We start from the raw sequence: 13,743 nt of genomic DNA, 5'->3' as shown, positions 1-13,743 counted from the left end.
CGCGTGCGCCGCCAGGGACTCGAACCCCGGACCCGCTGATTAAGAGTCAGCTGCTCTAACCAACTGAGCTAGCGGCGCCTGCTGACGTCGTAGACCTTAGCATCCTGATCGGCGGGAGGAAAAATCGATATGCGCACGGTCGAGCGGGCCGCGCGGACCGCCGCCCAGAGCAGGATCTCCGGGCCGGGGAGCCACGGCTGCCGGGTGTCCGGGGCGACCAGCCAGCGGGCGTCGGCCGAGGCGGGGGAGCGGTCGGCGTGCGGCGCCGGGACGGTCACCGCGTCGCCGGTGCCGTGGCACAGCAGCGGCGGTACGGCCTGGCCGCGGCCGCCCCATTCCTCCCAGCCCAGCAGCGACGGCAGCCGGGCGGCGGTGCCGGGGGCGGCGAACAGGAGCATCCGGCCCCGGAACACCGCGACCGGCCCGGACCCCGGCCCCTCGTCCCACAGCCGGTCCAGCATGTGGCGGCCGAACAGCGCCGGGGCGCTCACCACGTCGAACACCATTCCGCAGGGCAGGACGACCGGGGCGTCGGGCCGCTCCTCCCAGAAGGCGAGCGTGCTCCGCGGATACGTTCCTGCGGAGGCCAGCCAGGCGGCCCCCTCGGAAGTGACCCCGGCCGCGTCGCCGAGGTCGCCGGGGAAAGTCTCGTACGGTATGCGGCTCATAGGGATGTGATACCCCTCGTGAACACCCGCTCGCCGTCGGTTGCGGAAAACCCGGGCGGGACGGAGCGGAAGGGCGTATCTTGCCCGCCCGGCATATGCCACCCGCTAGATCTGCTCCGGCCCCTGCCCCTCCCGCCCCCTCAGCAGGTCCCGGCCGAACTCGACCATCTTCTTCGCGTAGTCCTCGGTCCACTCGGCCCGCTCGGCGATGTCGGCCGGGGTCAGACGGTCGAAGCGGCGCGGGTCGGCGAGCTGGGCGGCGGCCATGGCCTGGAACTCCACCGCCCGGTCGGTGGCCACCCGGAACGCCTGGGTCAGCTCCGTGGCACGGGCCAGCAGCGCCCCGGGGTCGTCCATCGACTCCAGGCCGAAGAAGTGCTCGGGGTCGGCGACCGCTTCCACAGGCTCGAAGAGCAGGGGCGCGGGGCGTAGCCGCGGTTCGTTCCGACGCGGCGTGGGCTCCGCCATGTCTGGTCCTCCTCGTACGGTGTCGATGACTACGGTCCGATGACCACCGTCCATTCTCCCGCGCCCGCGCAAGGGGCCCCAAAGGCCGGCACCTCACCCCGCGCCGGGCCACCTCCGGCGGGTGGGTCAGGGGCGCCAGGTCACGCGGTGTTCGGCCAGGTGTGCCAGCACCGCGTGGTTCGCCTCCCAGCCGTCCGGGCTGTGGTCGATGGCCGCCTGCGGCGGCGTGCCGGACTCCGTCCGGCGGGTGGGTGGCGTTGGTTTCGGTGGGGGTCAGGGGCGCCAGGTCACGCGGTGTTCGGCCAGGTGTGCCAGCACCGCGTGGTTCGCCTCCCAGCCGTCCGGGAATTTCACGAGGGTGCCCAGCTGGACCGGTTCTGTCGACGGGTAGTCGTCCAGGAGGTCGGTCACGCCGGCGCGGCAGATCATGATGCAGGCGTGGCGGTGGCGGGAGGCGAGGACGCACAGGCGGCCCGTCTCCAGGTGGAAGGCGGTGGCGTCCGGGCGGCCGGAGAGCGGGTGGAGGACGACCGTCACGTCGTACTCACGGCCCTGGAGACGATTCGCCGTGTCGACCGTGACGTCCGCCGCGCCCAGCTCCGCCAGGGCCGCGCGGACGGCCGCCGCCTGGTCGCGGTGGGCGGTGCCGACGGCGATCCGGTCGGCGGTGAGGGGGGTCCCCCCGGTCGAACGCCGAGACCGGTGGAGTTCGGACAGCGTCGCGCCGCCCCGGTCGAGCAGGCGTCGTACCACCGCCGCCACCGCCCGCACCGCCTCCGGGTCGGTGCGCGGGGTGTGCCGGGCGGGCAGCTCCAGCAGGCCCCAGCCGGACTCCGCCGCCTCGTCGATCACCCGGTCGGGTCCCGAGCCGTCGGAGGGGACGGCGAAGGTGAGACGGCGGTCGCCGTGGTCGGTGCCGCTGCGGAACGGCGTGTACGGGTAGAACGCGCCGGACACGAGCGGGGCCGCGGAGGCCGGCAGGCGCCAGGAGACCGGGAGGCGGTGCTGGGGAAGGTCCGGGTTGTGGGCGAGGAGGGTGGAGACCGCGGAGGCCGAGGGGTCGTACGACAGGCCCGCCCACTGTTCGCTGCCCACGATCGCGAACGGGTCCAGCTGGCCGGGGTCGCCCACGAACAGCGCCCGTTCGAACAGACCGGCCACGGCGAGCAGCGAGTCCGAGCGCATCTGGTACGCCTCGTCGACGATCGCGTGCCGCCAGGGCTCGTCCACCTTGACGTGCGCCCACTTCGCGGCGGTGGACAGCACGACCTGCGTCTGGGCGAGGTCGGCCGCCTTCGCCGACTTGCGGACGTTCGGCAGGTCGTCCAGCGCCTTGTCGTACGGGTCGGCGTCACTGCTGTGGAGGCGGCCGACGGGCAGCTCCGGGTTCTTCTCGGCGAGCCGCAGCACCAGGTCGTCGACCTGCGCGTTGGTCTGCGCGACGATCATCAACGGGCGCCCGGCGTCGGCGAGTTCGAGCGCGGCGCGGACCACGAGCGTGGACTTGCCGGCCCCCGGCGGGGAGTCCACGACCACGCCCCGGTCCGTGCCGTGCAGGGTGTCGTGGAGGATCGCGGCGGTGGCCTGCGCGGCGGCCGTAGCGGGATCGATTTCTTGTGCGTGGCCGATCACGTTTTGTGTCATTTAGGTGACATCCGGTAGTCTGCTGGTGTGCTGAGCGAGAACCAAGCCGGCGCAGCAATTCCGATTTCCAGGGCAAACCGGGCTGGTTCCAACCCAGCTGGTGCCGATCGCGGAAGACTCGGTCGTTCGCTGAGCGATCGAGCGGCGTGAGCCAGGAATTCCTCTCGTCCGCGAGAGGGAGGGTTCAAAGGATGTCCTCCGCGGTCATAGGGTCGGCGTTTTCGGGCACGGCGGCCGTCTCACCAGGCGGTCCGCCGTGCGTCCACGGGGTGTCCTCCGGGTCGGGCAGCCTGGCGCCGCCGCGCTGCTCGTGTTCGAACAGGGTGAAGACGAGCCGGTCGCCCTTCTCCGGCACCGAGCCCTCCTCCGGCTCCTTGCCGCGGCCCATCTTGTCCAGGACGCGCAGCACCACGACCCCCTCCGCCTCGTACCCGACGAACTCCGCCGACTGCGGCTTGCCGCCCAGCGAGCGGTACGCCTTGGCCCGCTCGCCGAGCTGCGGCCGGTCCTCCGTGCGCAGGGTCACCAGCGGGCGCGGACTGGGCCGCTTGCCCTCGCTGCAGGCCATGACGACATCGAGGACCTCGCCCGCGAACGCCTCCCCGGACAGCCGCCGCCCCGCCATCACCAGCGGGTCGTCGAGCGCCTCCTGGGCGTCGAGGCGGGCCTGCTCCCGCTCGCGGGTGGCCAGTTTGCCGGCCGCGGTCACCGCGTCGTCCCGGCGCGGCTGCGGGGGCTCACCGGCGAGCACCCGGTCCCGGTGTCCGGTGAACGACCAGCGGTCCCGAGTCCACCGCTCCTCGACCCGGGCGCCCTCCGGCAGCCCGCGCAGCAGATCCAGCCCCCGCCAGACCGCGTCCCAGGTGGGCCGGGTACGGCTCTCGACCAGGGCGCGGATCTCCCGCTCGGCGGCGGTGAGGATCGCCAGCCGGTCGTCGGCCTGCAGGCCGTCCTCGGCCTCGGCGAAGGCGGTGCGGGCGCGGTCGTAGCGCTCGAAGGCGGGGGCCAGCAGCTTGTTGTCGAAGGCCGGGTCGGTGGCGGGCCCGGCCGGCGGGCACAGCAGCTGCCCCTCGCCGTCCCGTGCCAGCTCGGCCAGGAGCGCGGCCGCCGCGCCCGTGCTGCCCGCCGGAGGGTCGATCCAGGCGAGCAGAGCGCCCAGGTGCTGGTCCTCGATGCCGGACTGGCCGGTCGCCCAGTGCCGGGACAGCAGGTCCGTCATGGCGAGCAGGAGGGAGGAGCCGGGGACCCGGGAACGCTCGCCGAAGTGGGTGAGCCAGCGGCCGAGCAACGGCACCCGGGGCGGCGCCGGGTAAGGCGCCTGCGGGTCCTGCTCCGCGGTGCGCCGGAACCGCATCGACCGCCCCAGCAGCCGCACGTACTCGATGCCGGCGCGGCCCGGGACGATCAGCTGGGGGGCGTCCGAGCACAGTTCGACCTCGACCTTGACCCGCTTGCCGGTCTCCGGGTCGGTCTCGGTGCGCTCGGCGGCCTCGACGCTGCCCGTGTAGGAGTCGAGGTAGGGCAGGACGAGCTCGGCGAGCTCGGCGAGGAAGGCGAACCGCAGGTCCCGGTCGCGCGGCTGGGGCACGACCAGCAGACGCGGGGCGTCCCGGTCGGTGCCGACCAGGGCGCCGAGCGGGGCACCGGTCTCACCGGAGGTGGTGAGCGGGACGAACACCAGTGGATGTCCGGAGAGATGCCGGTGGCGGACGGTCGCGGCGGGCTGCGCGTTGCCCGTGCTCACCGCTTCCAGCCGGGCCAGAGTGGTGATCAGGGACACAGCGCCCCCTCGGCACCGAGAGCGGTGCCGGCACCGAGGCCGGCGCCGCTCAGCGCCTCGGCGCGCAGGGCCGCCGCCCGGCGCAGGGCCGCCACCGCCGGGTCGGCCGGGTCGCCGCTCTCGCCGCGCGCCGCCGACAGCACGTCCGCGACGGTGGCCAGCCCGCCCAGCTCGGCCCGGGCCGCGCGGCCCAGCACGGTCACCTCGTCGGCCTCGCGGGAGCGCTGCCGGCAGTGGAAGGCCAGTTCACAGGCGGACAGGCACTCGGGCGCATAGGCCGCCGGGACGGCGTCCACGGCCGCCGCGAGCTGTTCCGCCGGCCGGTCCGGGGCGAAACAGGTGCCCTCGGGAAGGGCGTCGGCGATGTCCTGGATGCGGGTGAGCCGGGTCAGCTGGCGGGTGGTGACCGCGCGCTGCTTGCGGACGTCCACGGCGGCGGCGGTCGGCAGGTTGGCGAAGTCCCTGGGGCAGACGAGGAGCACGTCGTGGCGCACCCGCGGGGCCGGGGTGAGCCGGGCCGCGACCTGCTCCAGGGCCAGCACGTACACCGCGGCCTGCCGGGCGGCCGCGCCCACCTTCGCCGGGTCGGCGGAGCCGTCGAGCATCGGGAAGGACTTGATCTCCACGACCGTCCAGCTGCCGTCCGGGTGCACGACCACCGCGTCCGGCTCCAGGAACGCGGGGGAGCCGGCCACCTCGAGCGCCAGCATCGGATGGTCGAACAGGGCCCAGCCGCCCGCCTCGACGGCCTCGCGCAGCGCCAGCGCCGTACGGGCCGTACGCCCCTCGGGCCCGATCGCGGACAGGTCCGGCACGGCGGCCCGCTCGGCCGGCTCGGCGCCCGGGTCGAGGTGGGCGCGGACCAGGCGCAGCAACTCGGCCCCGCCGTCCGCCTTCACCTTCGCCTCGAAGGCGTTGCCCCGGGTGAGCGCGAACTGCGACTGGCCGAACGCCGACGGCGAGCCGAGGGCACCCGCCAGCGCGGTCTTGTCCACCCCGGCGCCGTCCAGGATCGCCCGCCGCCTGCACCCCGGGTTGGCGGCGAGCGCCGCGAGGGCGCGCGCGTCGAGGGCCTTGGCCGGGACGTCGGGGCCGCGCAGCTCAGCGAGCCGGTGCCGGAGCGCCTTCCCCCGCGTCGGTGGGGGCGGCGTCCGGTTCGGCTCCGGAGGCGAGCCGGGACTCGCGCTGCGATGGGATTCGCTCACCCGCCGAAGTCTGGCATCCGCCACTGACAATCGGGGAACCTGCGCCGCCCGAGCGCGCTGTGACGAGGGAGGCGTCCGGGGTGACCCAAACCTTGACCAGATCCGCGACCCGCGTCACGGACGGCGCCAGCAGGTAGCCCACGCCCATCACGAACACGCCCGCGACCGCGTCCAGGAAGTAGTGGTTGGCGGTGCCCATCACGACGATCGCGGTCAGCAGCGGGTAGGCCACTCCGAGCACCTTGGTCAGGCGGTTGCCGCCGTGGCGCCACAGCATCACCCCGCACCACAGCGCCCAGCCGCAGTGCAGGCTCGGCATCGCCGCGTACTGGTTGGTCATCCCGCCCATGCCGCGCGGGGCGCTGGCGTCACCGCCCCACCAGCCGTACGAGCTGTACTGGGCCATCGTGTCGACGAAGCCGTACTTCACGGCCAGCAGCCGGGGCGGGCAGGTGGGCAGCAGGGTGAAGCCGATCAGGCCGATGAACGTCGACGTCATCAGCCAGGTGCGGGCCCGCCGGTAGATCTCGGCACGCTTGCGGAACAGGAAGACCAGGATGGCCGGGGTGACCAGGTAGTGCAGCGAGGCGTACCAGAAGTCCGCCGGTATGCCGAGCCACGGCTCGCGCGTGAACAGGCGGTTGAGCGGGTGCTCGGCGTTGAGGCGCAGGTCCTTCTCGACGCGCAGGATCGCCAGGCCGTGGTCGACGGCGGCGGAGGTGTTCCCGCGCGCGAGCAGGCGGCCGGCCGTGTAGCAGCCGTACACCAGCAGGATCAGCGGCAGTTCGGTCCACCAGTGCAGCCGGGTTCGCGCAGTCACCTCGGTGCCCGGTTTCTCGGTCTGCGGCATCCGACTGCCTCCCCCTTCTCTTCGCTGTCCGCGCGGCTCCCGGCGGGCCGACCGTGACACTTTACGTTGCGCGTATGCCCGCCCATGCGGGGCGCTCAGGAGTCAAAGACGCGGAGAGCACGCGCCGGGTTGCCCGCGTCCCGCCCCGTTCCCGGCACCTTCCCAGCCTGGGCGATGATGGAGGTGTCCCGCTCCCGAATTTCTCCGAGAGGTTCTCCTTCCATGGCACCGCGCATCCTGCTGGCCCGGCACGGACAGACGCAGTGGTCGCTGTCCGGCAAGCACACCGGCAGGACCGACGTACCGCTTCTGGAGGAGGGCCGGCGGGGGGCCAAGCTGCTCGGCGAGCGCCTGCACCGGCCGCCGTTCGACGGCCTCGCCGACGCGGAGACACGCACCAGCCCGCTGGCACGCGCGCGTGAGACGTGCGAACTCGCCGGCTTCGGCGACCGAGCCGCCCCCTGGGACGCGCTGATGGAGTGGGACTACGGGGCGTACGAGGGCCTGACCCCGGCGGAGATCCAGGCGTCCCGGCCGGGGTGGCTGATCTGGCGGGACGGGGTGCCCGGGGGCGAGTCCCTGGCGGAGGTGACCGCGCGGGCCGACGAGGTCGTCGCCTGGGCGCGTTCCGCCGAGCGCGATGTGCTGCTGTTCGCCCACGGGCACATACTGCGGTCGATCGGCGCGCGGTGGCTGGGCATGCCGCTGGAGTTCGCGGCGCGGATCCGGCTGAACCCCACGTCGCTGTCGGTGCTGGGGTGGGCTTACGGGGAGCCCGCCATCGAGAGCTGGAACGACTTGGGGCACCTGGCTGGGTGACGGTGGGGACGCGTACCGGCGCTTGCCGGGTGCCTCCCCCGGCCTTCGGCCGGGGGCCCCAGCGCCCTGGGGGCACCTCCCAGGCCCTTAAGGCACTGGGGGAGGCACGACTGCCCGCGGCTTATGCGCCCCGTAAGGGGCGCGGGGAACTGCGCGACCAGCCCCCACTCACCCGCAGCCGTACGACTACCGGCACCACCCCTGTCGGCCCTACACCCCCCTCGGCGTGGAAGCGTGCCGGTCCAGGAACTCCTGGACCCCGCTCGCGCGGCGGTGCGGCAGCAGAACCCGGGCCGTGCCCGCCAGCATTCCCTGGATCCGGGACGACTGGACCTGGTCCAGCAGGTCCAGGACCCGCATGCCCGCCGTCGCCGCCTCGTCGGGGCGGCCCCCGCGAGCGAGGTCGTCGGCGAGTTCCGCGGTGTACAGCGCGATGTTGCGCGTGAAGTGCGGATCCTGCAGTTCGGCGGCCCGGCGCGCGTGCCGGGCCGCCCGTCGCCAGTCGCCCAGCGTGGACCAGCACTGCGCCTCCAGGCCCTCCAGCTCGGCCTCTCCGTAGAAGCTCATCCACTCGGGGTCGGCGTCCGAGTGGCCCCGCTCGAAGAGGGCCTGCGCGCGGGCCAGCGCCTGTTCCGCGCCGGTGCGGTCGGCGAGCCCCGCCCAGCCGCCCGCCTCACGCAGGGCGAGGAGGGACATCAGCCGGGCCGAGCCGAGGGCCCGGCCGACCCGTTGCGCGGCCTGTGCCGCGCGCACCGCCTCCCGGGGGCGCCCGGCGTCGCGCGCGAGGAACGCCGTGTTGCAGAAGGCGTGCGCCTCCACTCCCGGGTCCCCGGTCATCCGCGCTGTCGCCAGCGCCTCCGCGTAGTGCGAGCGGGCGTCGTCGAGGCGGCCGGAGTCATGGGCCAGCCAGCCCACCGAGATGGCCAGTTCACCGGCGCCCGAGTGCAACCGCTCGGCGGTCGTCTGCCGGGTCGCGCCCGCGTCCAGCAGCGCGTACGCCGCGCGCAGCGGAGCCGCCGCGCGCCGGTACAGCCCGTCCGCGCCGTGCCGGTCGTCCAGCAGCCGGATCCGGCGCACGGCCTCCTCCAGGGCGGCCGCGTGCGAGGACCCGACGCGGCCCACCGGCCGGTCCGCCGCCACGGCGTCGATGGTGAACCCCAGGGGGCCCAGCGCGGCGGCGGCCACCGTGGCGCCCCCGCCGGTCATGAATAGGCGACGCAGCACGTCGCTCTCCTCGTAGTTGTCGTGCGTCTCGTGCGGTTCATGCGAGTGGTACGCGTCCTTTGGGTCATACGGCTCGGTGGCTTCCGGCGTCTCACCGCTGGTGAGGGCCAGGGCGATGTCCTCGGGGTCCTCGGGCGGCCGCGCCGCGCGTCCGCGGACGGACGAGCGGGACGCGAAGCCGAGGTCGGCGAGCGTGCGACCGGGGAACATGTGCAGGAACACCCGTTCGTACGCGTAGTTCGGGCAGCGGATCTCACCCGCCTCGACCCGGCCGATGTAGCGCGCGTCACAGCTCACCCGCTCGCCGATCTCGCGGGCGGCACGCCGTACCAGCGCGGCGAACTCGGCCGGCGAGTGCCGTCCGCGTACCTGCCGGAAGGCGAGGTTCGGCCGTACCGGTCGATCTGGCTGCGGCGAGTTCGTGGTTGCTAACGCCATGGCCGGGTCCTCTCGTGCGAACCGTCGAACCATGCCGGACTCGTGGTGGGTTGTCCGAGTGGACCCTTGTTTCCGGCGGGCAAGAAGGTACCTGCTGTATCGGGCCCGTGACGCAGGGTTTAGCTACAAACCGGATATCTCATCCACGATCTGCCATGAACTGCCAACCTTTGCGGCTGACTTCCGCCGTAGCCGTTGACGCGCTGGCGCGTTGGACGTCATGGACGGCAAGAGGCTGCCAAGAGGCTGTGTGGTGGAGGCCGGTATGGAGACCAGCCAGAGCAACGATCCAGACGATGCCGGGTGCGACCTGGTGACGGTGCCGGCCCGGCAGGGCCTGGAGGCGGTCGACATCCTGCGCCGGGGAACCGGGGACGCGGTGGGGCCCGTACTCCACGACGACGGCGGCGACACCCTCGGCTTCGTGGTGCCGGCCGGTACGGCGGCGGGCTGGGACGTTCCTGGCAGCACCTGCACCGAGACCGACGGGTGCGGGCTGCCGCTCAGCCCCGAGCCCCCCGTCGAGGGCTCCGACTGGCTGCTGCCGCCCGGCGAGGCCGACCCGGCGACCGACCCGGCGGTACTGCGCCGGGCGCTCGGGGAGGCGGCCCGGATGATCGCGGCCGCGGACAGCTGCCGCTGAATTTCCCGGACGGCCGCCGCCTGCGAAGATGGCGGAATGGGCAAGTCCAGGAACTCCCGGCGCCGGTCGGCTGCCGCCGCCGACGTCGTGGTCGAGGCCGTCGACGGCGGCCTCGCCCAGCTCGTACCCGACCCCGACCGCGGCCGGGCCTGGACGCTGCTCATCGACGGCGCCCCGCAGTCCCACGTCGACCTCGACGACCCCGGGTACCTCTCCTTCGAGTACCAGCGCCGGCTCGGCCACGTGATCGACCTCGTCGCGCCGCCGGGCAGGCCCGTGCAGGTCGTGCACCTCGGGGGCGGGGCGTTCACCCTGGCGCGGTACGTCGCGGCGACCCGGCCCCGGTCCACCCAGCAGGTCGTGGAACGGGACGCGGCCCTCGTCCAACTGGTACGGCGGGAGCTGCCGTTGGATCCCGGCGCGCGGATACGGGTCCGGTCCGCGGACGCCCGGGAGGGGCTGGGCAAGGTCCCGGAGGCATGGGCGGACCTGGTCATAGTCGATGTGTTCAGCGGGGCGCGCACTCCGGCGCACCTGACGTCCACGGAGTTCCTGGACGCCGTGCGGAGGGTGTTGCGGCCGGGGGGTGTCTACGCGGCGAACCTCACGGACGGGCCGCCGCTCGCCCACCTGAAGGGGCAGATCGCCACCGCGGGGTCCCGGTTCACGGAGCTCGCGGTGGTGGCCGATCCCGCGGTCTGGCGGGGGAAGCGGTTCGGCAACGCGGTGCTGGTGGCGGCCGACGTCCAGCTGCCGGTCGGCGAGCTGACCCGGCGCTGCGCATCCGACCCGCACCCCGGGCGGGTTGAACACGGGCGGCCCTTGAGGGACTTCACCGGCGGCGCGCCGGCCGTGACGGACGCGGTGGCCGTGGCCTCGCCTTCTCCGCCGCCCTCTGCTTTCCGCTGAGGCCGCGGGCGGGTGGGGGCTGGTCGCGCCCACGCGGCGGAGCCGCACATCGATACAGCCCTGCGCCCCTTACGAGGCGCATAAGCCGCGGGCAGTCGTGCCTCCCCCCAGTGCCTTATGGGCCTGGGAGGTGCCCCCAGGGCGATGGGGGTCCCCCCGCTCGAGCGAAGCCGAGCGTGGGGGAGGGTGGGCGCTGGGGGTCCCCCCGGCCGAAGGCTGGGGGAGGCACCCGGCCAGCGCCGGTGAGCGTCCCCACCACCGGCCCCACCACCCCCACCCCCAGTCGGCCAGATGCTCTCAGTACGTCTCCACCTGCACCTGCGGCGGACTGTCGTGCCAGGTACAGAACACCGACACCCGGTCCGTGCTCCTGCTGAACTCGATGCGGATCCAGGTCTCCGTCTTCCAGACCTGCATCGACCAGCCCGTGCCCGGCGTCGCCGACACCAGGGTCGCGCTGGTGTCGCCCAGGTCGAAGACCGCCCGGCCGCCGTCGGTGTCGTAGGCCTTGACCTGCCCCGAAGCGGTCGCGGTGGCCGACGGTCGGGGGGTGGTGGCCGGGGTGTGCGAGAGCGTGGGGGCGGGGGTCGCCGACGGGTGCCGGGCGGCGGTACGCGAGGGGCTCGGTGGGCGGGGCGTGGGCGACGGCAGCGCCTTGGCGCCCGGCGTCGTCGGGTCGTCGTCCGCCGCCGTGACGGACAGGGCGCGGGGTGGGTCGTAGGCCGTGGCCGCCACCACCGTGTGGACGCCCCACCACGACAGCGTGGCCGCCGCGCCCGTGGCGAGCAGCCAGGCCAACACGTGTACGAGTCCTCTGCGCATCGCGGGCCATACTGCCTCAGGGGTGCCGCCGCGCGCACTCGACCCGAGTTGTCCACAGGCCCCGACCGGCGCCTGCGGCATGGCGTACGGTGCGGCGCATGGCAAGTGTGCTCGTGGTCGAGGACGACCAGTTCGTACGCTCGGCGCTCATCCGGCACCTCACCGACGCGTCGCACACCGTGCGCAGCGTCGGTACGGCACTGGAGGCGCTGCGCGAGGTCGCCCATTTCCGCTTCGACGTGGTCGTGCTGGACCTCGGACTGCCGGACCTGGACGGCTCCGAGGCGCTGAAGATGCTGCGCGGCATCACCGACGTGCCGGTCATCATCGCCACCGCCCGGGACGACGAGGCGGAGATCGTCCGGCTGCTCAACGCCGGCGCGGACGACTATCTGACCAAGCCGTTCTCCGTCGAGCACCTGTCGGCGCGGATGGCCGCCGTGCTGCGCCGGGCGCGTTCGGGCGGGCGTGAGGCGGCGCCGTCGAGTGTGCTGCGGGTCGGCGGGCTGGCCGTCGATCCGCTGCGCCGGCAGGCCGAGTTGGACGGGGTCCGGCTCGACCTCACCCGGCGGGAGTTCGACCTGCTGGCCTTCCTCGCCGGGCGGCCGGGGGTCGTCGTGCCGCGCAAGGAGCTGCTGGCGCAGGTGTGGCAGCAGTCGTACGGGGACGACCAGACCATCGACGTGCATCTGTCGTGGCTGCGCCGGAAGTTGGGGGAGACGGCGGCCCGGCCGAGGTATCTGCACACACTGCGGGGGGTCGGCGTGAAGCTGGAGCCGCCCGGCGGGGAAGCGAGGCCGGTCGGATGAGATGGGCGCTGGTCAAGGTCTGCCTGGCGGTCACCGCGATGGTCGTGGTCGCCTTCGCCGTCCCGCTCGGCCTGGTCGTCAGGGAACTGGCCCGCGACCGCGCGTTCTCCAACGCCGAGCGGGAGGCCGCCGCCGTCGCACCGGCCCTGTCCATCACCACCGACCGGGACAAGCTGGAGCGGGTGGTGGCCGCGGCCGGCGCCGACCGGGGCATGGCCGTGCACATACCGGCGGCCGGCGGCCAGGCCGCCGTCGACATCGGCCGGCAGCGCGCCGCCGATCGGGACATCGCGGCGGTACGGAGGCTGGGGCGGGCCTCCACGGCCGGGGTCGGCGGCGGCTCGACCCTGCTGCAACCGGTCGCGCTCAGCTCCGGTGCCATCGCGGTCGTCGAGGTGTACGTGCCCGAGTCCGAGGTGACCAACGGGGTCGGCGCGGCCTGGGCGGTGCTCGCCGCCGTCGGCCTGGCGCTGATCGTCGGCTCGGTCGCGGTCGCCGACCGGCTGGGCGTACGGATGGTGCGGCCCGCCCGGCGGCTGGTCGAGGGCGCGCACGAACTGGGGGAGGGCAAGCTGGGGGCACGGGTGCCCGAGGAGGGGCCGAACGAACTGCGGCTGGCGGCGGTCGCGTTCAACTCGATGGCCGATCAGGTCGTACAGCTGCTCGCCAATGAGAGGGAGCTGGCCGCTGATCTCTCGCACCGGTTGCGTACTCCGCTCACCGTGCTGCGGCTGAACGCCGCCTCGCTCGGGGAGGGGACCGCCGCCGAGCAGACCCGGGCCGCCGTCGCACAGTTGGAGCGGGAGGTCGACACCATCATCCGGACCGCGCGGGAGGCCAAGCCGCAGACGGCGGCCGCCGGGCCGGGCGCCGGATGTGACGCGGCCGAGGTGGTGCGGGAGCGGATGGGGTTCTGGTCGGCGCTCGCGGAGGACGAGGGCCGCAAGTGGCGGCTGGCCGGCGTGGACCGGCCGGTGCGCATACCCGTGGCCCGCGCCGACCTGGCCGCCGCGCTCGACGCGCTGCTCGGCAACGTCTTCCGGCACACCGCCGAGGGCACCGCCTTCGCGGTCGACGTGCACAACGCGGAGGACGCGGTGATCGTGCTGGTCTCGGACGCGGGGCAGGGCATCCGGGATCCGGAGGCGGCGATGGCCCGCGGGCGGGGTTCCGGGACGGCCGGGTCGACCGGGCTCGGGCTGGACATCGTGCGCCGGCTCGCCGAGTCGACCGGCGGGGACGTGCGGATCGGGTCCTCGGTGCTGGGCGGCACCGAGGTGCGGATCTGGATCCAGCTGGACGGCGGGAAGCCGGAGCGCAGGGGCCACCGGGGGCCGGTGCGCCGACGCCGTTCGCGCGGGCAGCCGGGGGATACGGCAAGGAGGGGAAGCGAGAGAATTGGTCTCGACCTTTAATCGTTCCCGATGCCTTCCTTAAGCGCGTCCTAAGATCCTCAACCGCCGT

13 protein-coding genes and 1 tRNA gene are annotated in these 13,743 nt (G+C 73.9%); 5 read left to right on the top strand and 9 right to left on the bottom strand.

The features are described 5' to 3' along the window. Positions 1–4 precede the first annotated feature (4 nt). From LQ326_RS38060 to LQ326_RS38030, 7 genes are all read right to left on the bottom strand, one after another. Positions 5–78: transfer RNA gene (locus LQ326_RS38060), tRNA-Lys, on the bottom strand. After that, positions 69–668 carry a bifunctional DNA primase/polymerase gene (locus LQ326_RS38055; RefSeq protein ID WP_234543644.1) on the bottom strand — a complete coding sequence of 200 codons (600 nt, stop codon included), beginning with the start codon at positions 666–668 and terminating at the stop codon, positions 69–71. Before LQ326_RS38055 ends, LQ326_RS38060 begins: the two co-directional genes overlap by 10 nt. A gap of 105 nt (positions 669–773) precedes the next feature. Continuing rightward, the gene (locus LQ326_RS38050) at positions 774–1,136 is read right to left on the bottom strand and encodes a DUF8844 domain-containing protein (RefSeq protein ID WP_234543643.1); all 363 of its coding nucleotides are present in this window, start codon (positions 1,134–1,136) and stop codon (positions 774–776) included. Positions 1,137–1,409: 273 nt separating this feature from the next. Continuing rightward, on the bottom strand, positions 1,410–2,780 hold the full coding sequence (locus LQ326_RS38045) for an AAA family ATPase (protein WP_234543642.1): 1,371 nt from the start codon (positions 2,778–2,780) through the stop codon (positions 1,410–1,412). A 184-nt stretch (positions 2,781–2,964) separates the two neighbouring features. Further along, positions 2,965–4,560: a hypothetical protein gene (locus tag LQ326_RS38040; protein WP_234543641.1), complete on the bottom strand. Its 1,596-nt coding sequence runs from the start codon at positions 4,558–4,560 to the stop codon at positions 2,965–2,967. Continuing rightward, complete coding sequence (locus LQ326_RS38035; RefSeq protein ID WP_234543640.1) at positions 4,551–5,765, bottom strand: hypothetical protein; 1,215 nt, start codon at positions 5,763–5,765, stop codon at positions 4,551–4,553. The genes LQ326_RS38040 and LQ326_RS38035 overlap by 10 nt, the downstream gene beginning before the upstream one ends. Then, the gene (locus LQ326_RS38030; RefSeq protein ID WP_234543639.1) at positions 5,662–6,615 is read right to left on the bottom strand and encodes a phosphatase PAP2 family protein; all 954 of its coding nucleotides are present in this window, start codon (positions 6,613–6,615) and stop codon (positions 5,662–5,664) included. Before LQ326_RS38030 ends, LQ326_RS38035 begins: the two co-directional genes overlap by 104 nt. Before the next feature lie 222 nt (positions 6,616–6,837). Between LQ326_RS38030 and LQ326_RS38025 the strand changes: the two genes are divergently transcribed. Next, positions 6,838–7,434 (top strand): histidine phosphatase family protein, encoded by a 597-nt coding sequence (locus LQ326_RS38025; protein WP_181809422.1) that lies wholly within the window; start codon positions 6,838–6,840, stop codon positions 7,432–7,434. Between the two features lie 210 nt (positions 7,435–7,644). On the opposite strand, the gene LQ326_RS38020 is transcribed toward LQ326_RS38025, so the two are convergent. Then, positions 7,645–9,096, bottom strand: a complete 1,452-nt coding sequence (locus LQ326_RS38020; protein WP_234543638.1) for an NsdA family TPR-like regulatory protein — start codon at positions 9,094–9,096, stop codon at positions 7,645–7,647. Between the two features lie 265 nt (positions 9,097–9,361). On the opposite strand from LQ326_RS38020, the gene LQ326_RS38015 reads away from it, so the two are divergent. Further along, complete coding sequence (locus LQ326_RS38015) at positions 9,362–9,739, top strand: hypothetical protein (RefSeq protein WP_234543637.1); 378 nt, start codon at positions 9,362–9,364, stop codon at positions 9,737–9,739. A 36-nt stretch (positions 9,740–9,775) separates the two neighbouring features. After that, positions 9,776–10,648, top strand: a complete 873-nt coding sequence (locus LQ326_RS38010; protein ID WP_234543636.1) for a spermidine synthase — start codon at positions 9,776–9,778, stop codon at positions 10,646–10,648. Between the two features lie 297 nt (positions 10,649–10,945). On the opposite strand, the gene LQ326_RS38005 is transcribed toward LQ326_RS38010, so the two are convergent. Beyond that, on the bottom strand, positions 10,946–11,470 hold the full coding sequence (locus LQ326_RS38005; RefSeq protein ID WP_234543635.1) for a hypothetical protein: 525 nt from the start codon (positions 11,468–11,470) through the stop codon (positions 10,946–10,948). A gap of 98 nt (positions 11,471–11,568) precedes the next feature. Here LQ326_RS38005 and LQ326_RS38000 point away from each other — a divergent pair, with 98 nt between their 5' ends. Further along, positions 11,569–12,279, top strand: coding sequence for a response regulator transcription factor (locus LQ326_RS38000; protein ID WP_234543634.1), 711 nt, complete (start codon positions 11,569–11,571; stop codon positions 12,277–12,279). After that, positions 12,276–13,694, top strand: a complete 1,419-nt coding sequence (locus tag LQ326_RS37995) for a sensor histidine kinase (protein WP_234543633.1) — start codon at positions 12,276–12,278, stop codon at positions 13,692–13,694. Before LQ326_RS38000 ends, LQ326_RS37995 begins: the two co-directional genes overlap by 4 nt. Positions 13,695–13,743: the final 49 nt, after the last annotated feature.

The organism is Streptomyces shenzhenensis, assembly GCF_021462265.1.
Classification (GTDB): domain Bacteria; phylum Actinomycetota; class Actinomycetes; order Streptomycetales; family Streptomycetaceae; genus Streptomyces; species Streptomyces shenzhenensis.
Note: the sequence above shows the minus strand (reverse complement) of the source record. Positions and strands in the feature narration are given on the sequence as shown.